The sequence below is a fragment of the Pseudoalteromonas sp. TAE56 genome (assembly GCF_000497955.1).
Lineage (GTDB): Bacteria > Pseudomonadota > Gammaproteobacteria > Enterobacterales > Alteromonadaceae > Pseudoalteromonas.
Genome location: NZ_AUTN01000079.1, coordinates 48583 through 72721 on the forward strand (window position 1 = coordinate 48583; position 24139 = coordinate 72721).

24 protein-coding genes and 1 pseudogene are annotated in these 24139 nt (G+C 39.8%); 9 read left to right on the forward strand and 16 right to left on the reverse strand.

What is annotated here, in order from left to right; all coding sequences use genetic code 11:
• Nucleotides 1–24: 24 nt before the first annotated feature.
• The 4 genes and pseudogenes from L656_RS0107955 to L656_RS0107970 all read right to left on the reverse strand — a co-directional run bounded on the left by L656_RS0107955 (nt 25) and on the right by L656_RS0107970 (nt 3759).
• Nucleotides 25–1512 (reverse strand): sensor histidine kinase, encoded by a 1488-nt coding sequence (locus L656_RS0107955; protein ID WP_024598798.1) that lies wholly within the window; start codon nt 1510–1512, stop codon nt 25–27.
• A gap of 10 nt (nt 1513–1522) precedes the next feature.
• Complete coding sequence (locus L656_RS0107960) at nt 1523–2248, reverse strand: response regulator transcription factor (protein ID WP_007580488.1); 726 nt, start codon at nt 2246–2248, stop codon at nt 1523–1525.
• A 62-nt stretch (nt 2249–2310) separates the two neighbouring features.
• On the reverse strand, nt 2311–3045 hold the full coding sequence (locus L656_RS0107965; protein ID WP_024598799.1) for a spondin domain-containing protein: 735 nt from the start codon (nt 3043–3045) through the stop codon (nt 2311–2313).
• A 10-nt stretch (nt 3046–3055) separates the two neighbouring features.
• Nucleotides 3056–3759: pseudogene (locus tag L656_RS0107970) on the reverse strand (spondin domain-containing protein).
• 185 nt (nt 3760–3944) lie between these two features.
• Between L656_RS0107970 and L656_RS0107975 the strand changes: the two are divergent.
• Both L656_RS0107975 and L656_RS0107980 read left to right on the forward strand, forming a co-directional pair.
• Nucleotides 3945–4310: a DUF4870 domain-containing protein gene (locus L656_RS0107975; RefSeq protein WP_024598801.1), complete on the forward strand. Its 366-nt coding sequence runs from the start codon at nt 3945–3947 to the stop codon at nt 4308–4310.
• Nucleotides 4311–4445: 135 nt separating this feature from the next.
• The gene (locus L656_RS0107980) at nt 4446–4880 is read left to right on the forward strand and encodes a YqaA family protein (protein WP_024598802.1); all 435 of its coding nucleotides are present in this window, start codon (nt 4446–4448) and stop codon (nt 4878–4880) included.
• A gap of 16 nt (nt 4881–4896) precedes the next feature.
• On the opposite strand, the gene folX is transcribed toward L656_RS0107980, so the two are convergent.
• From folX to ycaO, 7 genes are all read right to left on the reverse strand, one after another.
• Complete coding sequence (gene folX, locus L656_RS0107985; RefSeq protein ID WP_007377309.1) at nt 4897–5253, reverse strand: dihydroneopterin triphosphate 2'-epimerase; 357 nt, start codon at nt 5251–5253, stop codon at nt 4897–4899.
• Nucleotides 5254–5257: 4 nt separating this feature from the next.
• Nucleotides 5258–5812 (reverse strand): GTP cyclohydrolase I FolE, encoded by a 555-nt coding sequence (gene folE / locus L656_RS0107990; RefSeq protein WP_024598803.1) that lies wholly within the window; start codon nt 5810–5812, stop codon nt 5258–5260.
• Between the two features lie 22 nt (nt 5813–5834).
• Nucleotides 5835–6554 (reverse strand): dihydromonapterin reductase, encoded by a 720-nt coding sequence (gene folM / locus L656_RS0107995; protein ID WP_024598804.1) that lies wholly within the window; start codon nt 6552–6554, stop codon nt 5835–5837.
• Nucleotides 6555–6776: 222 nt separating this feature from the next.
• On the reverse strand, nt 6777–7607 hold the full coding sequence (gene nadE / locus L656_RS0108000) for an ammonia-dependent NAD(+) synthetase (RefSeq protein ID WP_024598805.1): 831 nt from the start codon (nt 7605–7607) through the stop codon (nt 6777–6779).
• 68 nt (nt 7608–7675) lie between these two features.
• On the reverse strand, nt 7676–8305 hold the full coding sequence (locus L656_RS0108005; protein WP_024598806.1) for a YceH family protein: 630 nt from the start codon (nt 8303–8305) through the stop codon (nt 7676–7678).
• A 43-nt stretch (nt 8306–8348) separates the two neighbouring features.
• Nucleotides 8349–11708 carry an ATP-binding protein gene (locus tag L656_RS0108010; protein WP_024598807.1) on the reverse strand — a complete coding sequence of 1120 codons (3360 nt, stop codon included), beginning with the start codon at nt 11706–11708 and terminating at the stop codon, nt 8349–8351.
• A 107-nt stretch (nt 11709–11815) separates the two neighbouring features.
• A complete protein-coding gene (gene ycaO / locus L656_RS0108015) occupies nt 11816–13576 on the reverse strand; it encodes a 30S ribosomal protein S12 methylthiotransferase accessory factor YcaO (protein WP_024598808.1) in 1761 nt (586 codons plus the stop codon).
• 157 nt (nt 13577–13733) lie between these two features.
• Here ycaO and L656_RS0108020 point away from each other — a divergent pair, with 157 nt between their 5' ends.
• The 4 genes from L656_RS0108020 (at nt 13734) to L656_RS0108035 (ending at nt 18875) form a co-directional block, all read left to right on the forward strand.
• Nucleotides 13734–16019 (forward strand): penicillin acylase family protein, encoded by a 2286-nt coding sequence (locus L656_RS0108020; protein WP_024598809.1) that lies wholly within the window; start codon nt 13734–13736, stop codon nt 16017–16019.
• 58 nt (nt 16020–16077) lie between these two features.
• Nucleotides 16078–16926, forward strand: coding sequence for an MBL fold metallo-hydrolase (locus L656_RS0108025; RefSeq protein ID WP_024598810.1), 849 nt, complete (start codon nt 16078–16080; stop codon nt 16924–16926).
• Nucleotides 16927–17025: 99 nt separating this feature from the next.
• On the forward strand, nt 17026–18558 hold the full coding sequence (locus tag L656_RS0108030; protein ID WP_024598811.1) for a carbon-nitrogen hydrolase family protein: 1533 nt from the start codon (nt 17026–17028) through the stop codon (nt 18556–18558).
• Nucleotides 18558–18875 (forward strand): DMT family transporter, encoded by a 318-nt coding sequence (locus L656_RS0108035; RefSeq protein WP_024598812.1) that lies wholly within the window; start codon nt 18558–18560, stop codon nt 18873–18875. Before L656_RS0108030 ends, L656_RS0108035 begins: the two co-directional genes overlap by 1 nt.
• 70 nt (nt 18876–18945) lie before the next feature.
• Here L656_RS0108035 and L656_RS0108040 read toward each other — a convergent pair whose 3' ends face one another.
• Entirely contained in the window at nt 18946–19824 is an 879-nt protein-coding gene (locus L656_RS0108040) for a DMT family transporter (protein WP_171972337.1), read from the reverse strand.
• 238 nt (nt 19825–20062) lie between these two features.
• On the opposite strand from L656_RS0108040, the gene L656_RS0108045 reads away from it, so the two are divergent.
• Nucleotides 20063–20446, forward strand: coding sequence for an MAPEG family protein (locus L656_RS0108045; protein ID WP_024594607.1), 384 nt, complete (start codon nt 20063–20065; stop codon nt 20444–20446).
• A gap of 74 nt (nt 20447–20520) precedes the next feature.
• Here L656_RS0108045 and L656_RS0108050 read toward each other — a convergent pair whose 3' ends face one another.
• From L656_RS0108050 to L656_RS0108060, 3 genes are all read right to left on the reverse strand, one after another.
• On the reverse strand, nt 20521–21732 hold the full coding sequence (locus L656_RS0108050) for a M56 family metallopeptidase (RefSeq protein WP_024598814.1): 1212 nt from the start codon (nt 21730–21732) through the stop codon (nt 20521–20523).
• A gap of 9 nt (nt 21733–21741) precedes the next feature.
• Nucleotides 21742–22116: a BlaI/MecI/CopY family transcriptional regulator gene (locus L656_RS0108055; protein ID WP_007377323.1), complete on the reverse strand. Its 375-nt coding sequence runs from the start codon at nt 22114–22116 to the stop codon at nt 21742–21744.
• A gap of 101 nt (nt 22117–22217) precedes the next feature.
• The gene (locus L656_RS0108060; protein ID WP_024598815.1) at nt 22218–22910 is read right to left on the reverse strand and encodes a pseudouridine synthase; all 693 of its coding nucleotides are present in this window, start codon (nt 22908–22910) and stop codon (nt 22218–22220) included.
• A 90-nt stretch (nt 22911–23000) separates the two neighbouring features.
• On the opposite strand from L656_RS0108060, the gene L656_RS0108065 reads away from it, so the two are divergent.
• The gene (locus L656_RS0108065) at nt 23001–23306 is read left to right on the forward strand and encodes a DUF6482 family protein (RefSeq protein ID WP_024598816.1); all 306 of its coding nucleotides are present in this window, start codon (nt 23001–23003) and stop codon (nt 23304–23306) included.
• Nucleotides 23307–23347: 41 nt separating this feature from the next.
• Complete coding sequence (locus L656_RS0108070; protein WP_024598817.1) at nt 23348–23755, forward strand: GNAT family N-acetyltransferase; 408 nt, start codon at nt 23348–23350, stop codon at nt 23753–23755.
• A gap of 9 nt (nt 23756–23764) precedes the next feature.
• On the opposite strand, the gene L656_RS0108075 is transcribed toward L656_RS0108070, so the two are convergent.
• Nucleotides 23765–24121 (reverse strand): HopJ type III effector protein, encoded by a 357-nt coding sequence (locus L656_RS0108075; RefSeq protein WP_024598818.1) that lies wholly within the window; start codon nt 24119–24121, stop codon nt 23765–23767.
• Nucleotides 24122–24139: the final 18 nt, after the last annotated feature.

The window sequence follows — 24139 nt, forward strand, 5'->3', positions numbered from 1 at the left end:
TAAATAAAAAATGTAAGGTGCTTTTTAAGAAAGCACCTTTTTTTGTGGCAAGTTAAAGCTAAACATAGTGCCTTTACCAATTTCACTTTGTACGTAAATTTCGCTATCCATCAGTTTTAATAACCCTCTGCAAATAGCCAATCCTAAACCACCTTGCTGGCGCCCTTCTTTATTAGAATTACTTGCTTGGTAATGCGGGTCAAAAATAGCATTCAGCTCATCTTCTTTTATGCCTACACCAGTATCGGATACATGCACAAATAGTTGATTATCGTCACTGCGTTTTACATGTACGGCAATGCTGCCGCCGCGAGGAGTATGCCTAATTGCGTTATCAATTAAGTTGCTTAGCACACGCTCTAATTTAGCTATATCGGCAACCACAGGAAAATCACAAATCGCAGGTTCTACCGACAAACTAATGCCTTTTCTATCAACGGCTAAACTAAATTTTGCCATGCAATCGTAAATGAGTTCACCTAAATTAAAGGTTTCTTTATTTATACTTATTTCGCCATTTTCTAAGTGAGCAAGCTCAAATATTTGCTCTATGAGTAGCTTTAATTGCCCGCAATTATTAAGCGATACCTGCAAGTATTCTTGCTGCTCTTGTTTACTTAGTTGTTCACCCGACTGATTTAATACTTCTAAAAACCCCTGCAAGGAGGCAAGTGGCGTACGTAGGTCGTGCGAGAGATGAGTTAGCAACTCTTTGCGTTGTTTATCGCCTTGCTCAAGCGCTTTAAACTGCTCGTTAATACGCGTTAGCATGGCTTGAATACTTCGCCCTAAACTATGCACTTCGTTACTTTTTTGCGTTGAATAGATACTTAGCTTGGTGTCGGTAAGGCTGTAGTTTGCGGCTTCAATATTACTAACATCGCGTGCTAAACGCTGAATAGGGTTGGTAAAAAAGCGTAGCAAAATTAGCATCGCAATAAATAAAAATGCGAGTGCAGAGCCAAGCCATAAAGCGGCTAGCCATAACTTATCATTATTTTTTACAGTGCTTAGTGAGGTGTCGTAAGCCTCACCACCAATAATTACATATAAATAACCTTGTAACTTATCGTGATTAAATACTGGCGCGGCTGAAAATATTTTTTGTTGCTCTTTATTACGAGGGTTATCACCATAAATTGGTGCTGTGCTTGGGTCGTTAATCAGTCTTTTTAAAGGCGTTAAACTAATATGTGTGCGCTTAACTTTCCCTGGTTCTGCTGAATAAGTAAGAATTTTTCCGGTTTCGTCTACAAAATAAAATTCAAACGCCGGGCCTAATAACATTAAGGTATGAAAAAGATTTTCAAGCGCTTTATAGTCGTAAACACCTTCTTTTATTAATGGATTATCTTGTACTAAATGCTCAGCTAACGCTAAGTGCAGGTTTTGTTCTGCATGGTGCTTTGAAGTCAGTTCTAATTGCTTGCTCCAACCGTAAACAAGGGCGCAAATAAAACAAAAAATTACGACGAGCGATATAGCTAATTTTTGATACAAAGATAATTTCATAATAGGTGTCTTAATTGAGTTGGCTAGGGTTTAGTTTGTAACCAACACCCCAAACTGTTTCGATGATAGGCGCTTGTTGATGTTCTTCTAGCTTGGCACGTAAGCGGTTTATATGTGAATTAACCGTGTGCTCGTAACCACTGTGTTGATATCCCCATACTTTATCGAGTAATTGTTGGCGACTAAAAACATGATTAGGGTGGCGTGCAAAGTAAACGAGTAAATCAAATTCGGTGGCGGTAAGGTTAAGGGCTTGTTTGCCTAAATACACTTGGTGCGAACTAAATTCTATATTGAGTGAGCCTACATTTAGTGTTTGTTCGCTATCAACGGGAGAGTTGTCGTTATTTTGGCTAGCGAGTAGCTGTGCTCTGTGGCGTAATTGGGTTTTTACTCTGGCTTGTAATTCGCGTGCAAAAAATGGCTTACAAATATAATCATCAGCGCCCATTTCAAGGCCAATAACTCTGTCCATATCGCTACTAAGCGCGGTGAGTAAAATAACGGAGGTAGTAGGGTAATGCTCTTTTATTTTTCGGCACAAACTCAAACCATCCATTTGCGGTAAGTTTATATCGAGTAAAATAAGTCCGTAGGGATGCTTGGCTATTTTTTTTAAGGCAAGTTCTGCGCTTACAACATGATCAACATGTAAGTTAAGCGACGTTAGCTGTGTGGTAATTAATTTACCTATTTCTCTATCATCTTCTACTACTAATATTTTTTCGTGACGCATGTATTACCTCGTAAAAAGGGGGGCATCCGTGCTCCCTTACTTCCCCATTACAAGCTGGAACGTTACTGCGTGCGCGTAATTACTATTTTCGATACCGGGTTATCAAACTTATGTTCAACACCGAGTGCTGATGTTGATAATCCATCTTGATTTGAAACAATGCCTGGGTGCATTGTTATTATATCGGCAGTATCGTCACGAATTTCGTTAAATCCTTCGCCGCTAGCGGCAGGACCTGGCACAGTTTCAGCTGTTTCTGTATTTGCTTCCGTACCAGCATCATAAGCAACGGTTGTACTCATTAGCGAGTCACCTACTTCTAATGAAGATACATCTACAAGACTAAGACCGGTAAATGTGTCATTTGTATTCCCAAGCATTGCAGCAAATGACAAATTAAGCGTTTCTTGGTCTTCAACAGAGATGATTACTGTGGTTGTCTCACCAGGACCAATGCCTCCTTCAGCTGAAACAGCAGCAAGTGCACTTTCGTAACTTAGGTATTCTTCATTTGCGCCGCTTTCTGCAAGCATTTCTAAACCAACAGAGGCTGTTGTACCGAATGTCCAAGGTGCTTCATCTTCAAAAGCAATGACAGAGAGTGGTGACAAAGGCTGTCCTGCAGTTAAGTTACTAAAAGTAATAGTAAACTCATTGATTACAGGTTCTACAACAATAGGTTCAACAACGACCGGCTCTTCAACCACTGGGTCGTTATCATTATCGCTACACGCTGCAAGTGTGGTTGCAAGTGCAAGCACTAGTAGACTTTTTTTAAGGTTGTTAGCAGATAACATAGTCATGCTCCTACTTAACTGTAACGGTTAATTGCGCCACTGGGTTTAACCATCTGTGTACTGTATTACTTAAATCGCTATTGCCCGCTTCTAAATCGTCATCACCTAAGCTACCAGGGTGAATATGGATGCTTGTATTTGTATCGCCACTTAATATACCTGTACCGCCAGTGCCAGCGTCGCCACCTGGAGCCGCAGGAATACCCGGCGTACCTGGAGCCCCAGAGCCCTCAACTACAAGCTCATTGTTTTGTTCTGTGCCTGCATCGTAAGCATTTAAATTAATTGTGTAAGTGCCTGCTTCTGTTGGGATTTTCCAGCTGTTTAAACCTACAAAGCCATCATTAGTTGGCAGCATCATTGCAGTTAAAGATAAGTACTCGTTACCGTCGGTTGTTGTCAGTGTTGCCGTTGTAGATGCGGCTGGTGCAAGTAAACCTTCAGCTGGATTTGCAGCCATGTCACTACCTGCAGCAGTAGCTTGTGCAACTAGCTCTGCAATATTGCCGCCTTCAGCCATTGTTTGTAATGCTGTAGAAGCTTCTGTTGCTACTTCAAATAGTGTGTCTTCGTTGTTGTGTGCTGTAATTAATAACGGGGTAAAGTGAATACCCTTGGTTAGGTTAGTAACTTTTAAGTCTAGTTCTGCGGCCACAGTCGATTGGCTAGCNCTGCCGCTAAAAGAATTGCGATTGTTAATGTAGAAGCTTTCATTATTATTTCCTGTAAGTGATGATTCGAGCTAAGTATTGAATAATCGTCTCCAGAAACTCTCACAAACTTATCACTTTTTTATCACAAGGTTTCACGCTGTGATTTTTAAAGGTAAATACGTTGGTTGATTAGTAGACATTTGTTTAGTTAAGAGGCAACATACATAAAACAAAAAGGAGCGTGTTATGGAAGAAAATCAACAGGTTGAACCAGTTAATAAAGATGAACGCATGTGGGCTATGTTATGTCATTTAAGTGCACTGGCAGGTTTTGTTATGCCGTTCGGCTCAATTATTGGACCATTAATTGTGTGGTTAATTAAAAGAGATGAAATGCCAGTTGTTGACGTGCACGGTAAAAAGGCGCTTAACTTTCAAATAACGATGGCAATTGCATATGTAGTTTGTTTTTTACTGATGTTTGTAGCGATAGGCTTAATATTACTACCTATAGTGGCAATATTTTCGTTTGTGATGGTAGTGCTAGCAAGTATTAAAGCTAACGAAGGTAAAGAGTTTAATTACCCGCTGAGCTTAAATTTGATAAAATAAACATACAGTTTATTTTTATACCAATTGAATAAATTAGTGAGTTATTTAATACGCTAGAATGATTATGTTTTTAATAAAATTGGTATTATAAACCCAGCTATAGGCTGGGTTTTTACGTTTAGCCATAAGGGCATTATGCTTTATCTCACGTTATTTATTAGCGCATTTATATCTGCCACATTATTGCCCAGCTCTTCTGAGGTGATAATGGTGGGAATGATTGCCCAAGGTAAAGTTAACTTATGGCTTATGTGGTGCGTCGCAACGCTTGGAAACGTGTTAGGAAGCTGTGTTAATTACTGGTTAGGCACGCAGGTATTACGTTTTAAAGATAAAAAATGGTTTCCGGTATCGGAAAAAGGGCTTGATAGCGCACAAAAGCAATTTAATAAATACGGTGTGTATAGTTTGTTGTTTGCTTGGTTACCCGTTGTAGGAGACCCATTAACGGTGATTGGGGGAATATTTAAAGTACGCTTTAGTATGTTTTTATTACTAGTAACACTAGGCAAAGGCGCGCGCTATTTAGCGGTTATCGCCCTTGCCGTAGGATTCGAAAAGCTTTTTTAAATAAATTTTTAAGGCCTTATTTAGCCCAATCGAGCGTTAACGACACTGAGTCGGCAAAACGCAGTGCATGTGGTTTATCAACACGTGCTTTAGCGTAATGAACACTTGGGTGTGAGTGACAAACCGCAAGAATTTCAGCCACTAATTTTTCGAGCAGTAAAAAGTGGCCTTGTTCTACTAAGCTAATTACTTCTTTCGTGATCACTTTATAATTAAGTGCTTGGTCTACTTCATCTGTTTTACACGCGTCATCAGCAGGGTAATGAATTTCTAGATTGATCACTACATCTTGCTTTTTCTCACGCTCATCGGGGTTAAAGCCAATAAATGTACGCAGGCGCAAATTAGTAACGTTAATAATTGCATTAGCCATAGGGTTAACCTTTTATAAGCTGCAAAAATTCGTTACGTGTTTTAGGATCGCTTCTAAAGTTACCTAACATTACTGATGTACGCATGCTTGAATTTTGCTTTTCTACACCACGCATCATCATACACATGTGTTTTGCCTCAACAATAACGCCAACGCCTTTAGCGCCAGTAACTTCTTCGACTGCTTTAGCGATTTGATGAGTTAACTGCTCTTGAATTTGAAAGCGACGTGAAAACATATCAACAATACGTGCAAATTTAGACAAGCCTAATACTTTACCGTTTGGAATATAAGCAATATGGCAACGACCAATAAAAGGCAGTAAATGATGTTCACACATAGAGTAAAGCTCTATGTCTTGCACTAAAACCATATCGTCAGCATCAGACGTAAATACTGCTTTATTGGTTATCTCATCAAGCGTTTGGCGATACCCTTGTGTTAAATATTCCATTGCTTTTGCGGCACGTTTTGGCGTATCAAGTAAACCTTCGCGGTTAGCATCTTCACCTACAGCAGTAATTATTTTTTGGTAACTTTCTTTTAACTCGTCATGCATAAGTTTCTCAGTCTAGTGTGTTCTACTTTAAATGGCGTCCGCCATCAACAGGCAAGGAGCGTCCTGTGATGTAGTGGCTTTGTAATAGTAAATCAATACTATTGATAATTTCTTGGCATCCGGGTTCAATGCCCATTAATGATTTTTTAAGGGTTTTAGCTCTATATTGCTCGTCATCATGTTCATTAAAAATAATGAGTGATGGAGCAACCGAGTTTACCTTTATATTTGGTGCATATTTAGCGCTGAACGATTTAGTTAAGTTATCGAGTGCCGCTTTACTTGCTGCATAAGCTAAGTGCTTAGGGCTACCTGTTTCAACTACATAATCAGTAAGGTGAATTATATCAGCAGGTGCTTTAGCACTTTGTTGATAGCTTAAAAGCAGCTCAGCGCACATTAAATTAATTAAATACGGTGTTTTAGCATGTATACGCATCATGTTATCAAACAGTGCTGCAAAGTCAGGATTGTTAGCTTCGCAGTCCCAGCTTGATGCATTGTGAACAATAGCGCGCAGTGATGTTGTGTGCTTTTTAAGCGTATGTATAAATGTGTTTATACCGTCGTCGGTACTAAAGTCGGCATAAATACACACAGCACCTTGTTGCTCTAATGCATCAACAGCGTCGTGGCGAGTACGATACGTAATAACAACAGCTTGCCCTTGAGCCATATAATGCTGAGCAAGTGCTAAACCAATACGTTGGCCTGCGCCGGTAATTAAAATGGGCGATGTCATATAAGGCAGTGTTCTCTTTGGCGGGTAACTTATACCAATATTATTAAAACATGATCGATCTATCGCTATTTTCTTAGGGCTATAATAGATCACTAATTTAACGCAATTGGTATTATAAAATTCAAAGCGTTAATTTATTAAAATATACGCAGTTTATTAGTCTGTCGATCAAAAAAGCAATTAATCCTCAAAGGGTTAATTGCTTTTCTTATTTACTAAACATTAATCGTAAATTGTTGGAATTGGTTGGCGCTTATGTTGTGTACGCGTGTAAATACTTACAAGCTTTTGTTCAACTTCTTTAGAAACAGATTTACCTTCTAAAAAGTCATCAATTTGCTCATAGCTCAAACCAAGTGCTTCTTCATCTGTTAAGCCTGGGCGGTCACTTTCTAAATCAGCTGTAGGTGCTTTATCTACTAATAAAGCTGGAGCACCGAGCGCAGTAGCAAGTGCACGCACTTGGCGTTTTGATAAACCAAATAGCGGAGCTAAATCGCACGCGCCGTCACCAAATTTAGTATAAAAACCAGTAATATTTTCAGCACTATGATCGGTACCTACTACTAAACCTTGGCAAAAACCGGCTATTTCGTATTGAGCAACCATACGTTGGCGTGCTTTAACATTACCTTTAATAAAATCTATTTGCGCTTGCTCAGGCAGTGCCTCACCACAGCCAACTACGGCAGCTATCGCTTGCTCATGCAGTGCATCAACAGCAGGTTGTACGTTTACGGTCATACGTTTACTTGGCTGAATGAAATCAACAGCTAGTTGCGCTTCGTCTTCATCGGCTTGTATGCCGTAAGGCAGACGCACAGCAATAAACTGATACTTGTTTGTGTTTTGCTCTTTATTTAGCTCGTTTACGGCAAGTTGACATAAGCGACCGCAAGTTGATGAGTCAACACCACCACTAATACCCAGTATTAATGATCGTGAGTGAGCAGCTACTAAACGTGCTTTAATAAAAGCAACTCGACGAGTTATCTCAGCATTTACATCAATCGTTGACTGAACCTTCATTTCAGCCATAATTTCGGCGCGCATTGCCAGCTCCTTATAAAATTTAATATGTGATACGCAATAAACTTATTATGTGATTTAGTTTTAATTAATTAAAGTTTTAAATGAGCTTTTATTCTGCGAAGCTCTACTTTTAATTCTTCTACTTCTGCAAGTAAATCACTCAACTCTTTGTCTTTAATTACTTCGCTTGGTAGAGCAACAAAGGCATCAGCGGGATTATTTCGTTGTTCGCCAAATAAATGAATGTATCGGCTGTCGCGTTTACCAGCTTCTCGCTCTAATTTACGCGTGTACTCGCTTTCAATCAGTTTATTGAGTGCTGTTTCTACTTCATTTACGTTATTAAAATCAGCAAGCCTAGCGCTGCGGGTTCTTAATTCACCAGGGGTTTGGGCGCCGCGTAAAAGTAACAAACAAACAATGGCACGTTGCTGAGCAGAAAATTGCAGGTTACTAAACTCAGTGTTGCAAAAGCGGTGGTCGTATTTATTTACGCGACCAGAAAGCCCTTCATCTATAGTCACCAAACGCATGTCTATTAGTTCATCAAGTGCGTTTTGCACGTCACTATCTGTAAGATTTAACACAGGGTCGCGATTAGACTTTTGGTTACATGCGTTCACTAGAGCGTTTAACGATAGCGGATAATGCTCGGGCGTTGTGCTTTGTTTTTCTAGTAAGCAACCAAGAATACGTTGTTGATTTGCTGATAACTGCATAAATAATCTCAAATTAGTAAGCGTATTTTATTAGCTTACACCTTTATTGGATACCAAGCCATTGCTGGAGTTTAGGTTTTAGGGCAGCTAAATCGAGCGGCTTACTTAAATAGTCGTTCATGCCTGCGGCTAGGCATTTTTCTTTATCGCCCTGCATGGCATTGGCTGTAAGTGCAATAATAGTAATATTTTCATTACCCTTACCCGCATCGCCTTCTCTAATGGCTTTAGTGGCTTGGTAGCCATCCATTTCGGGCATTTGGCAATCCATTAAAACTAGCTTATATGGCTTACCTTGTTTTGCATTGAGTTTTACAATTGCCTCAAGCCCATTTTCAGCAATATCAAAAGTCACACCTGCTTGCTTTAATAGCGCCGAGGCAACTACTTGGTTTATTTTATTGTCTTCAACGAGTAGTAGTTGTGGCTCTGATGAATCGAGTACCGGTGCTTTAGTTAGTTTGTTTTGCAGCTGTGCTTGTTGCTGCTGTTGTTCAATGTATTTATCGTTCGTGAGTGAGTCAAACAAATCAGAAGGTGTGAGTGGTTTGAAAATCATACAGTCGACTTCCATACCTACTTTAGACTCCTCAGGTGAATAACTCATTGGCGCCATAAGAACTAACTTGCAACTATGCATATTTATAAAGTTTTTAAGCGCAGTTATATGCGTTTGCGGCGCTTTTTCAAAAAAGTAGTAATCAACTAAAATAGCTTCAGGGTGGGTGGTTACATTATTTAAATAATCATCAACCTCGAGATAGTCACGTAAGCAATTGACCTTTGCACCCCATACCGTGAGTTGTTTGCTGGCTGTATTTGCATTTAACGAGCACTCATCAATAATTAAAATATGTTTGTTTTTAATTAAATGACTCGGTAAATCTTGTTCTTTGCTTAAGCGAGGCTGTATTTGTATTGTGAAAGAAAATGTACTTCCTTCACCTTGCATACTGTTTACGCTTACTTCTCCGTTCATTAGCTCACACAGTTGTTTTACTATGGCAAGGCCAAGCCCTGTGCCTCCAAACTGGCGTGTAGTTGAGGTATCTGCTTGTGTAAACGAATCAAATAGCGACGCTTGTTTTTTAGGGTCAATACCAATGCCAGTATCAATAATCGAACATTGTAGGAATGAGCCATCAGTTGTTTCATCCACTTTGGCAGTAATAACGACTTCGCCATCAATAGTAAATTTAACGGCGTTGCCAATTAAGTTATTCAAAATTTGGCGTAAACGGTTAGGGTCACTAATTATTTCGCTAACTGTAATTTGAGTGGCATCTAAAATAAGTTTTGTATTGTTTTGCTCTACTTTTAAAGCAAACGATTCAACCACTTCTCCTAATAACCGAGGCAGATTAAATTGCACGTTTTCAATATCGAGTTTACCGGCTTCAATTTTAGAAAAGTCTAATATGTCGTTAATTATATTAAGTAAAGATTGGGCTGATGACTGAGCAAGTTCGATATGATGCTTTTGCTGCAGATCTAATTGAGTTTGCTTAATTATATTAAGCATACCTAAAACCCCATTCATGGGGGTGCGAATTTCGTGACTCATACTCGCTAAAAATTCACTTTTAGCTTCAACCGCTTGTTCAGCAGTTTCTTTGGCGGCAACCAGCTTTTGTTCGGTTTCAATTCGTTGCTGGCTGGAGTGCAAGCTGCCTATTAGCGCAGCAACGGCAATTAAAAAGCTTTCTTCATTTTTAGACCAGTAGCGCATAGATTGGCACTGCTCTGCAGAAACGACCCCTATGGCACCACTTCCTGCTGGAATGATTACGCACAGCATTGATTTAATCTCGAGTGGCATTAAATACTGCTCTTTAATTGGTGCAAGTATTGGGTGCTCTAGTGCATCGGGTGCATTAAACACTGCTTGATGATCTATTGCATTAAAAAAGCCGGGATTGTTTTTTCTTAGCCAAATAGAGTCAATTTTGTCACTGGGCGAATGTTTGCTATGTATAGCAAAGGGACTTAGTTGAGACTTGTCTTCGTTAAAAAACCAAATACTGGCACGTTTAATATCGAATGCTTGGCAGATTGCCTTAGTGATAATATCTTTCGATTGGCTAAGTTGGCCATTTAATATTAATTTATTAACGGTGAGAGAAGCTAAAATTTCGTTATGTAATGCGGTTTTATTGTTTTCTAATTCAATTTTTTTACGGGTATCAATATTCTGTAGTGAGCCAAAAATACGTGTGCATCGTCCATTTTTTCGTTCTGCTTCACCATGTACGAGTACCCAAACAGATTCGCCTTCTTCATCCATTACTTCTAATTCAACTTCGTAGCTTTCACCATACTTTATGGCTCGCTCAATTAAAGGCTGAATTGTTTCTCTGCTGGTGCCTTTTTTAAAGTAATTTAAATCTTTAGGCCATTCTGGTTGGTTATTTAATGGGTGTTTAAATAGTTTTTTGGTCATATCAGACCAATACACTTGTTTAGTTTCTAAGTTAAATGACCATGCGCCTATTTGGGCTAGATCACTCATTGCTTCAAGCATTTTTTCATTTTGTTGCTGACGATTAAGCATTTTTAAAAAGAATAAAAAGGCCCAAATTAATAACCCGCAAATAATAATAATCGATAACCGAAGTGGCCATACAGCTGAGTTTGGAGGGCTCCAACCTATTTTAGGTGCAACATAAAGTTGCCAGTTTCCACCTTGAAAGCTTAATGTAAACTCAAGGGGGTCTTGATCTGTTATATTTTGATCACCATAAAAAAACTCCCCTTTTTTGCCTAGCCCATGTCTGCCTTGTAAAGCGACGTTATACTCTTTTTCGAGCTCATAAATACCCGAATTTTTGTAGACTTTATCAATATTAAGAACAACTGAGAGTAATCCCCAAAAGCGATTCTCTGGAGGTACGTAAACAGGAACTCGGGCAATAAGTGCAATGTCACCTTGAATTAATTTTAATGGACCAGCCATAACTATGGTATTTGTATCGCGGGCTCTAATTGCATCAGCGCGTTGGTTTTTTTCTTCTAAGAAGTTTAAACCGAGTGCTTTTTCATTACCTTTTAAGGGGTAAGTCATGCGAATTACCATATCGGGAGCGCCACCAATATTACGAAGCTCATTTGAGGTTTTAAATAGCGGTTGAGCAATTTGTTCAAATTGTTTTTGCTTTAAATTAGGCTGTGCTGCGACGGCAACCCCTAAGCCTCGAACTAGTTGGATATTAGAAACTAAAATAGATTCTAATTGAGCACGATAGGTACTTACTTCAGAGAGTATCTGTAATCTATGTGCATCTTTTACACGATTATAGTTAATACGATCAAGAACAACACCAACTAGTACAGTTAGCGTAAGCGATAACCAAAAGGTCAGCTTAAAGTTATGAACATTTGTTTTGTTATTAGTAGACGGTGGCATTAGCTACATCGTGGCGTTAATTTAGGCAAATTAACTATAGCTAATTTATGGCATAAATGAAAACGGCGCATTAACAAATGCGCCGTTTTATTTTTATAATTAGTAGTTTAGCTATCGCTAACTTCACGCGCCCAATGATTTTGCTTTGCTACATGTAGCTTGCGGTAACCATCAAGTAGTGCCGCATGCTTTTTAAAGCCTTCAAGCGATAAACCAGGGAAAGTTAAACCGTTAAATTGTTTTTCACCTTCGGCAATTTCAATAGCGAGCGTTACGTTATTAGCGCCAAACATTAAGCCTAACGCATCTTGGTAATCAGCGTATTGGCGCTCGTCATCATATTTTATTTCTAAAATAGCTTTTAAGCAGCGAAAATGACGCATTGCATCTTCATTTACTTGGCCTGTATGAAGTATCCAATCTACCCAATCGATTGCCTCTTCACTGCCTGCAGCTAAGCAAAGGTGCGCTTTAAGCTCACCTATACGCAGTGTGTGCCATGGCGTGTCGGCATCAGTTGCTAAACCAATAAATTCTGCGGCGCGAATAATATCGCTGTGACCGGCTTCTTCAAGGCTGTCGTAAATCTCCATCCATTGCTCGGCATCGTACTGATCAAGCGATAGGAATGTTTCGCGGAATTTAGCGCCTTCATTGTTATTACGCCAAATTAGTTCATCAACAGGGTAAATGTCTGACATGCCCGGTACTAAAATACGACATGCATATACGTTTAGGTGCGTGTAATCCATGATGTAGATATCATGATCCATGCTGTGAATTAGGTCAGTACAGAAATTATATTCTTGCTCTGTTGTGCCGCTAAAGTCCCAGTGTACAAATTCAAAGTCAGGTTTTGCACGGAAAAAATCATGTGAAATCAAACCACTTGAATCAATAAAGTGCAGTTCAATGTTCTCTGGTGTTGCTACTTCATCGTTATCAAATGTTGCTGGTTGAAATACATCTAACTGATCTAAACGGCGACCTTGTAGTAACTCGGTAACGGTACGCTCAAGTGCAACTTCAAATGATGGGTGAGCACCAAAAGAGGCAAATACAGAACCATCTGTTGGGTTAATAAGCGTTACGCTCATTACAGGGTATTTGCCACCAAGTGATGCATCGGCAATACGTAAATGAAAGCCATGGCTGCGAAGTTCTTCACACGCTTCGTGAATTTTAGGGTATTGCTTAACAACATCTTCAGGCACGATTGGTAAACAAATACCTTCGGCGATGATGCGGTTTTTAATAGCGCGTTCAAATACTTCTGATAAACCTTGTACGCGTGCTTCAAATTTTGTGTTACCTGCACTCATACCGTTAGATACAAAAATATTACCAATAACATTTACTGGAATGTATACGTCTTGGTTATCGCGTTGACGCGTGTACGGCAGGGTACAAATGCCACGATCAATATTGCCTGAGTTAAAATCAAAAAGGTGTGATGCGGTAAGTTCGCGCTCTGGGTCAAAGTAATCCCATAAGCTCTCGTCCATAATGCCTTGTGGTACTTCATCGCCTTCAACTTTAAACCATTTTTCGGTTGGGTAATGAGTAAACTCGCCATTGGCAAATTCTTCACCTAAATAAAAGTCTGCAAAAAAGTAGTTACAGCTTAAACGCTCAAAGTATTCACCTAGCGCTGAGGCAATAGAGGCTTTGTCGGTTGCGCCTTTACCATTGGTAAACATAACACCGCAATCACTGTCTTTTATATGAACCGAATAACAGTTAGCTACAGGGTTAAGCCAAAGCGCTTCTTCAACATTAATGTTTAGGGCTTTAAGCTTGTTTTGCATGGTAGAGATTGACGATTCTAGGTCGCGGTCTTTACCTTTGATAAATGTTTTTTCAGTCATATTTTACTCAACTAGTTCTGCACGATGTGTGGAGCAGACATTATCGTGGATTTTGATGTTTATTTCACCCTTTGCGAGCAAGAACATTATTATTTAATAAAACTATGGTTATTATATGCCCTTAACGCTTGGTCAAAAACGTGCAAAGGAAAGGTTGATGTTTAAAGTAATCAAACGCTTGTTGTTATTAATTGTGATTTTAGGACTGGCAAGTACCGCCGTTGTTTATGGTGTACTTACTTTAAGTTTACCCGCCCTTGATGGAAACGGACGTAGTAACGCAGTAGTAGAGCCTGTAAAAATTTCGCGCGATGCACTAGGGCAAGCAGTAATAAACGCAAATAGCCGAAACGACGCCGCCTATGGTTTAGGTTATGCGCATGGGCAAGACCGCTTTTTTCAAATGGATTTATTAAGACGTAATGCCGCAGGCGAGCTAAGTGAATTATTTGGTGAAGCGGCGCTGGGGCTTGATAAAAAAATGCGTTTTCATCAATTACGTAAACGCAGCCACACTATTTTACAAACGCTGCCTGAATCCGATAAACAATTACTTAAAAGTTACGCTCAAGGTGTAAACGAAGGATTGGCGCAAGTAGGGTATTCAAGCTTTGAATATTTACTAACAGGTGCAACACAAAAGCCATGGCAAAGTGAAGACAGCCTATTAGTTATATTTAGCATGTACCTTGATTTACAAAGCGCCACATTTGAGCGTGACCAAGCACTTATTCAAATTGAGCAAGCGTATGGTAAGCAAATGGTTGATTTTTTAACGCAACCAAGTCAATACCAAGCCGCGCTTGATGACAGCAAATTAGCGGCTTATAACGGCGGCATACCTACTTTGCCAACTCAAACAAAACAGACAGTTAAAAGCATTGACGCTAACCAAGAGCGCGGCAGTAATAACTGGGCAGTTACGGGGGCGCTTACTAAAACAGGTGCGGGTATGGTGTCGGATGATATGCACTTATCGATGGCAGTGCCTGTAATTTGGTACAGAGCGCAGTTAAATTATATAAAAAATGGAGAGCCTGCTCAGGTAACCGGTGTATCGCTGCCCGGAGCGCCCGCCATTGTAGTGGGCACTAACAATAATGTTGCATGGGGATTTACTAACGGTTATTTAGATACCGCCGATTGGATTGCATTAAACGATAACAGTAAAACATGGCAAGTTGATGAGCCAATTGCATTACCCGATGGGGAGGTCGAAAACTACTCATTAATACTCAGCGAATACGGTCCTGTAAAATACATTAACGAAAAACCTTATGCACTTAGTTGGGCGGCACACCAGCCTTATGCCGTTAATATGCAGTTATTAAAATTAGAGCAAGCCAAAACAGTAGAAGATGCACTTGCTGTCGCAAGCGATGTGGGAATACCGGTGCAAAATCTAATGGTGGTCGACAGCCAAGGCAGCGCAGCGTGGAAGCATATGGGCGGTATACCAGCGCGTAAAACGCCTAGCGAACTTGGCGTAAATGCCGATGACTACTCAGCGCTTTGGCAGCAAAGCGAGTTACAACGCCCATTTGTTAAAAACCCACAAAGCGGGCGATTATGGACTGGTAATTCTCGCGTGGTGTCGGCTGAAGATAATACCCGTTTTGGTAATGGTGGTTATGCACTTGGTGCGCGTTCGAGTCAAATTCGTGACAGATTATTTGAAAAACAAACATTTGCAGAGAGCGACTTTTACGCACTACAGCTCGATAACCAAGCTCGCTTTTTAATGCCTTGGCATGCTCTGTTATTAAAGCAATTAAACACCGAGCAAACTAAAAATCAGCAATATATAACCGCGCTCGAAAATTGGCAGCAATGTGCGTGTTCAACCTCCATAGGGTATACCTTAGTTAAGCGCTACCGCGATGAAGTGATTAATATTTTATTTAGTAATATTGAAAGCCAACTAAATAAACAACAAGGCACACTAAAATACGTAAAACGAGATTTAGAGCCCGCAGTTTGGCAGCTTATTAACAACAAACCCGACACATGGTTAAACCCACAATTTAAAAGTTGGGATGCGCAATTACTCGGTGCATTTAGCCAAACTGTTACTAAGCTTACCGAGCAATTTGGTAATAACGTACAAAGTTGGCAGTGGGGCAAGGTAAACGAGCTAGTAATAGAGCATCCGTTTGCAAAGCAAATTCCCTTACTTGCTAAGTTTTTAAATATGCCTACAGCACAAGGTTTTGGCGATAGTTACATGCCCGCCGTACAAGGGCGTAGTTTTGGCGCATCGCAGCGCTTTATTGCTCAACCAGGTCATTTAGAACGTGCAATTTTAGCTATTCCGGGAGGGCAATCGGGGCATCCGTTATCTGAATTTTATAGAGCGGGTTTTAGTGACTATGTAGAGGGCAAACATACGCCTTTATTACCTCAAGAATTAATACATCAAATAGTAATAGAGCCTACGCGATGAACTAAAGTATAGCTAAACACGTTCTATATAATCACTAATAAAACAACAGAGAACTAAAATGAAAAAAATACTACCCGCATTAATAACAGGTTTATTACTAAGCACTACAGCGCAAGCCGATGAAGGCCCAGTAACAGCACAAAAATTAAGTGACCATGTATACGTACTATTTGGGCAAGGCGGTAATATTGCAGCAAGTGTAGGCGATGATGGCATTTATATTATTGATGATCAGTTTGCCAAGTTATCAGATGATATTAAAAAAACGATTAGCGATTTAAAACCAGGCAGCGCAGAGTTTGTTATTAATACGCATCATCATGGCGATCACACCGGCGGCAACGAAAATTTTGCTAAAGCGGGTGCGCACGTTATAGCACACGACAATGTACATAAACGTTTAGAAGAGCAGCATGGAGAAGGGTCAGACTTTTTACCGCGCATTAGTTTTGGTCACGATTTAAAACTGCATTTTAATAACGAACACGCCCATGTGGTGCATTATGAGCATGCACATACCGATGGCGATTCAGTTATCTTTTTCAGTAACGACAACATAGTACACATGGGCGACATTTACTTTAATTTTGGTAGCTTACCGTTTGTTGATGTAGATAGCGGCGGTAGCGTTAATGGTATTTTAGCGGCAGTAGACGATGTAGTTAAACAAATTGACGACAACACTAAAGTAATACCAGGACACGGTAAGGTAAGTGACCGTTCAGGACTAATAGCGTATGGTAAGTTAGTTCAAAGCGCGAAAGATGTGATGCTAAAAGCAATGCAAAATAATGCAAGCTTAGAGCAAGTACTTAAAGCCGATCCATTGGCTGAACTTGGTCTTGAATACGCTGGCTGGTTACCAAAAGAGAAAGTAACCACACTCTTTTACCGCAGCTTAAAGTAGTACATCTAAAGTAAAAAACATGATACAAAGCTGAGTGTATTCTTGATTTAATCGAGCGTACATTCGGCTTTTATTTTCTTATGCCTAAAGGAGTTGTGTATGTCGGCAGAAAAAACCCATCTTGAAATTTGTAACTTAACCAGAGAGCAATATCCGCAAATTAAAACCTTGATGGATCAAGCGTATCCCGACTTAGGTGGTGCGTGGCCAAGTCATACCATTTTTAGATTAATAGACCAATTTCCTGAAGGACAAATAGGTATTGTAGATGACGGCGTGCTGGTGGGCTTAGCGCTGAGCGTGCAAGTTGATTACACACGCTTTTCAAACCCGCATACCTACGAAGATATTGCAGATGGCCACGACCGTGTATTTAGCGATACCGACGGCGATGCGCTATACGGCTTAGATGTTGCTATTAGCGAAACTCACAGAGGCATGCGCTTAGGTCGTCGCCTTTATGATGCCCGTAAAGAACTGTGCCGCCAATATAACCTACGCGCTATTTTAGCGGGTGGGCGTATTCCACGTTATTTTAATCACAGTAGTGAAATGACGCCAATGGAATATATTGCAAAAGTAGATCAGAGAGAGTTGTACGACCCTATTTTAAGTTTTCAGTTATCTAACGATTTTCAGGTAAAGCGTTTACTTAAAAAGTACTTACCGGAGGATCAAGAGTCAGTTGGTTACGCCACTTTACTTGAGTGGAATAACATTATGTATGAACCAACCGACACGGTACTTGAGTCAACTAAATCAATCGTGCGTGTAGGTGCTGTGCAATGGCAAATGCGCTGCGTTGAATCGGTTGAAGAAATGCTAAAGCAGGTTGAATACTTTGTAGATACCGTATCTGACTACAAAAGTGACTTTATATTATTCCCTGAGTTTTTTAACGCACCACTAATGGGTTTAGGAAATCAAAGCAACCAAACTGAAGCGATTCGTTATTTAGCCGAATACACCGAAACGTTTAAAAACGCGATGTCGCGTATGGCAATAGAATACAACGCCAATATAATTACCGGCTCTATGCCACTTGCCGAAGACGATAAAATTTATAACGTGAGTTATTTATGCCACCGCAGCGGTAAAATAGACGAGCAACGTAAAATACATATTACCCCGCATGAACAAAACGATTGGGTTATTCAAGGCGGCGACAAAATTGCCGTATTTGAAACCGATGCTGGGCGTGTAGGTATTCAAATTTGTTATGACGTAGAGTTTCCTGAGCTTTCACGCATATTAGCAAAACAAGGGCTCGATATTTTGTTCGTCCCATTTTGGACGGACACTAAAAATAGCTACTTACGGGTTCGCCATTGCGCGCAAGCGCGTGCAATCGAAAACGAATGTTATGTTGTTATTGCAGGCTCAGTGGGTAACTTACCTCAAGTAGAAAGCCTTGATGTGCAGTACTCACAATCGGCAGTTTTAACGCCATCAGATTTTTCATTCCCGCACGATGCAACACTTAACGAAGCCACACCTAATACAGAAATGCTATTATTTAGCGATCTTGATATGGATAAGCTAAAAATTCTTCACAGCGAAGGCACGGTGCGTAACTTAAAAGATCGCCGTGAAGATTTATACGACGTAATTTTGAAAAAGAGAGATGCTTAATGGCGTGGATGTACTTAATTATTGCTGGTTTACTTGAAATTGGCTGGCCGATTGGCTTGAAAATATCGCAAAACCCAGAAACCCGATGGCAAGGCATAGTAATAGCGGTGGCATTTTTAGTTGCTAGTGGTTTTATGTTGTGGCTCGCCCAAAAGCAAATATCTATGGGCACCTCATACGCCGTATGGACAGGTATTGGCGCTGCAGGTACGTTCTTAGTGGGTATATTGTTTTATAACGATGCCGCTACGTTTGGTCGTATTGCGGGAGTATTAATGATTATTAGTGGTGTGATAACGCTAAAAATCAGCTCTTAGAATCAGTTATTAAAACTATAAAAAATTATAACAGCGCAGGTGTAAAAGCCTGCGCTTTTTTATGCTGCCATTAATACGGTAACATTACCAAAATAGCGGCAATAGCAATGAGTATTAAGCCTGCAGTATCTTGTTTTTTAAGTGGCTGTTTTAACCAAAGTACGGCAATTAGCATGGTAAAAAATACTTCAACCTGTCCAAGTGTTTTAACGTAAGCAACATGTTGTAAGCTCATTGCACTAAACCAACCAATAGAGCCGACACAACTAAAAACACTAATTGCGGCTGTAGTGCCTTTGTATTGCCACAGTTTACTGAGTGTTTGCGGCTCTTTTAATAATAAATAGCCAAGTAGTATTAGCGTTTGTAGGCTGATTACAAACAGTAAAACCCAAGCGGCAGAATGTGGGAATAGTAACCCTGAATTTAAACTCGCTTCTCGTACCCACAGTGAGGTAAGTGCAAAGCAAGTACCACAAGCAAGGCCTAGTAATGCAGTTTTAGCATTAAAGTGTTTAACGCTTGTTATGCCGCTGAGCAGCAATACGGCAATAGCGCCAAAAAACACACCAAGCCAACCAAGCAAAGAAAGTGCCGAGCCAAAAAATAATACACCTAAAATGGCAGCTACTAACGCCTCGCTTTTGGCAAGACCAGCACCTACAGCGTAATTATTCATTTTAAACAACTTAACCATTAAACCGGTAGCAAGTATTTGCATAACACTTGCGCCTACAATAAATCCCCAAAAGGCATTATTAAATGTAGGCATGGTGGTATCTTGATATTGATACAAACCATATAAATACACGGCAGCAATAGGGCCTGCAATAATAAAGCGGGAGAGGGTTACGCCAGCAACACTCACATCGTTACTTAATTTACTTTGCAGGGCATTACGCCATGCTTGCATGAAAGCGGCTAAAAAAGTGAAAAATATCCAGGTCATGATTGTCATCGTTAAAATGTAAGGCAGTAAAGTTAACAAGCTTTGTGAAGTAAAGCGATGCATTAACCGTGATGTTGAATATTCATCATCTGCGACATTATGTCGCACGGGTTTGAGGATAAATTTAGCTATAGTAGGTCTGATGTTATTGTTAGCCGCCAGAGTTTGTCATAAACGTATCTGGCGGCTTTTTTATTGCGCTTATGCTAAATTATCCGAAACATTAAAAGGATAAATTATGACAACATTAGTTGTATGTGCATTACTTGCGGTATTAATGCCTTACTTTGCAAAAGTGCCGGTTGCTATAGCAATGGCAAAATTAGGTCGATACGACAATAAACACCCAAGGGCGCAACAAATAAAATTAACCGGCTTTGGTGCACGGGCGCTCGCTGCTCATCAAAACTGTTTTGAATCGCTTGCTGTTTTTGCTGTCGCTATTGCAGTTGTACTCGGCACTAACTCTGTAGGTGCAGTGACCGAAATGTTAGCGGTTACGCATATTGTGTCGCGTATTTTGTATTGCGTATTTTACTATATGAACCTAGATATAATTCGCTCATTAGTGTGGTTTATTGGTTTGGGTACGGCGATTGCCATGATTGTGGTGAGTTTATAACTTTATAGCGTAAAACCACAAAGCAAGCAGCCTAAAAGGGCGCTTGCTTTGTAGTCTTGAACAACCCGGTGGCGTTAATGCGATACTTTAATTCGCTCAATTAAATCGGTAGGTGCCACTTCACTATTAATCGCAAAATCTAGTTGTACAAGTACATCTTCAAAACCTGAATCAGATGCTTTATATTTCCATTTTGCTAGTGCCTCTTTCGCTGATTTATCAAAAACATCTTTAGGTTTAGATTGAATAACACTAATGTTTTTTGTTTTACCGTTTGCTGCAATATCGTATTTTAATACAACAGAGCCGCTGATCCCTTGTTGAGCTGCTTTTATTGGGTAAGCAGGTTCAATGCGTATTGTTGGTGAAATATGTTCCTCTTGCGTTTTATTTACTTCTGGTTGCTTTGCAATTGCTAAGCCGCTTAGCATGCTTGCGGCTACAAGTAATAAGCCACCTTTAGCAAACTTTGAACGCTCCCCGCTGTGTTTTATATTAGTAAGTCGTTGTAACATGGTTTTTTTATCTCCGTAGTGTGAATAAGCCATAAGTCCTGTGGGCGCATTTGCCGCACAGCTTATTAAGGCTTTGCTGTATAAAATGTGTTGTTGTGTGGTTTTATTGGCAAGTACCCGTTCATCACAAGTCAGCTCTTGTAGACGGCGCATGCTTGCGTAACAAGCCCAAGCTAGTGGGTTAAACCAAAGTAAAATAGTAGGCAGTAATATAAGTGCGTTTGTTAGGTTGTCTTTGCGTTTAATGTGTACGTTTTCGTGCTCTAAAATAAGTGCTAATGTGGCTTTATCGAATTGCGCATTATAGTTACTCGGTAACACTAGCTTGCTGTTTAAAATCCCGATCACCATTGGCGTGGCCACATATTGGCTGGTATAGGCATTAACACCAGCGGTAAGAGTGCCTTCAAATTGGGTTAACTCAGTTAACTGCAGGCTTTTAACAAAACGGGTATGTGTAATAAAGCTAGCTATTAATAACCCTGCGGTAATAAGTAGATACATGAGCGCCCAGCTAATACCTACCTCGTTTGTAAAAGATTGGTTGGGGGTGATTAAGTAGTGACTAATATTACTGTTTTGCAGTGGTTTAATTGCGTTTGGTAAATTAGCAATAACCAATGCCGCAGGTAATAGCCATGCTAATTTATATACAAATCGCGAGCCAAGGGCTTTTAAACCAAATCGCTCGAGTAAAATAAATCCACAAAACAAAATACTTAATAGTAGTTGCTGCTCAATCAACCAATTAAACCCAGTTTGAATAACCATGTTAATCCCTTACTTTTGGTTTTTTTCCCAGTCATCTATAACTTTTTTAAGCTCGTTTATATCTTGCTGAGAAAGCTGCTCCGATTTAGCAAAGCCACTTACAAGTGGCGCAATACGCCCACTAAAAAATCGCTCAATAAAGTTTTGGCTTTCTTTTAGGGTGTAGTCGGCGCGCTCCATACAGGGAGTATAAATATACTGGCGACCTTCTTTTTCAAATGTAAGTGCGCCTTTTTTTACTAGTCGACCTAGCAGGGTTTTAATGGTTTTTTCGTGCCATTGCTTATCGTCGCTTAAGCGCTCAATTATTTGGCTCGCGGTGGCGGGGTAGTTAATCCAAAGTGCGTCGAGCACGTCAAACTCTGCTTTTGATAATTCAATCATGCTATTGCCTACAAATGTAATCTTTAATTTAAGACTACGCCTGTAATCTATTTTTGCAAGTTTATTTTTAACTTTTTGAGATGTAGTTAAGTGACTTGGTATTAGATTTTTGAAATGTCGGTTTTATTAATTTGTATATATTGGTTTTCAGGTAGGTTTAGTTTTGAAAGGGTGAGGTCACTAAATTGCGATCTATATAAATCAATAACTTTGTATCCGCAGTAATGCGCCATTTTACGTATTTGTCTGTTTAGCCCTTGTTTTAAAACAATACTAAACTGATTACTGGCTATTTTATTTACTTCACAAGGCAGGGTTATGTGTTTATCAACGGGTACGCCTGCTGCCATTTTGCTACAAAAAGCATCGTCTAAAGGCTTATTTACGGTGACTAAATAATGTTTAGGCTGGTGGAAATCAGGATGTATTAGTTGGTTACAAAAATCCCCATCGTTGGTCAAAATAAGCAAACCACGAGAGTCTTTATCTAATCGACCAATAGGGTAAACACGGGTAAGTGTAGGCAAGTGGTGAATAAGGCTGGCAGGGTCATCAATATTTAATTTGCAGTCAATGCCTACCGGCTTGTGATACGCAAAATAAACTAAATCGGCCGCGCCTTTAATTTCTTTTTCGTTCACTATTATCGTGTCTTGCTCGTCAACGTGATCTATATGATTCGCTGGGCGATTATTTACAGTCACAACACCTTCATCAATTAAACGCGATGCTTGTTTACGAGAACAAATACCCGCATGGGCAATATATTTAGCGAGTCGGATTTTTGTGCTCATAACGTGTGATGCCAGCGGCTAATAAAAATTTGATCGCGATTATAGCAAAGCTGCGTATCGATACTGTTAAATTTAATTAAGGCAAAAATTATGGGTATTAAATTTTCACAGTTAAAGAAGCATGAGCCGCTACAAAAAGTTATTGTTCACTCGTTAGATATGGCGCTTTATCAAGTATCGGTAATGATTAATAACGTTGAATATTATGTAACAGAAGACAGCGGTAAGTTTTTAAGAGCGCTAAGCCCACTGCATGTTCAAAAGCGTTTTGACAAAATAGCATATGCACAGATGATATTAAGGCAAACTAGTGCTTATGACGAAATGTGCGGTCAGCCAGAAAAAACCGGCAGCAATATGCTTGAAGTACCTTATGGTAAAAATAATCTGTATTGATGGTATGAGTTTGCTAACATTCGCTTTTTGAGAAGCGCAATATGTACCAATTACAAGCAGATCACTCCGACGTATTAAGCTCTGTACTACGTAGTAAAATAGTTGAATTTAACGCCCAGCATTTTGATGCGCAAAGAGTGCCATTAGGCTATAAATTTACTGATGAGCAAGGTGAGCTTGTTGCCGGTATTAGTGGGTGTGTGTTTGGAAATTGGCTGATGGTTAGTTGGCTATGGTGTAGCGATAGTGCGCGAGGTAAGGGGCTTGCAGGTAAGTTGCTAACGGCACTTGAGCAAGCTGCTATTGAATTAGGTGCAACAACTGCTCAGCTTGATACACTTGATTTTCAAGCAAAACCCTTTTATGAAAAGCGGGGTTATAGAGTTAAGTATCAACTTAATAATTACCCACGCTCAGGTACGCGTTATTTTATGGAAAAGCCACTTTAATTTTGCTGGCTATTTTTCTTTTAGTGGCTCGCCTTCAAAGGTAACACCTAAAAAAGGTGTTGCCTCTGGTGCTAACATAAACGTGCGAATGTTCATGTGATCATCCCCTTTTGGGTTTTGCAGCACGTCTTCTCGGTAAAACTTACCAAAACAATCCAACGTATTTTGTTTACTTAAGTCGTTTAATTTAGCAAACGCAAAAATTTTACACGAGCCGTTGTTCTCACTCGCAGCGCTAAGTAATCCATGGTTATTAAAGCCACATGCAGTAAATTCGTAATTTGCTTCAATCACCGCCATTGTATCGGTAAATTGAATGCTTTTTGGGTTTTCTGCGAGGGTTTTTAAATAGTCATTTAGTGTCATGTGTTACCTTTGGTTTTT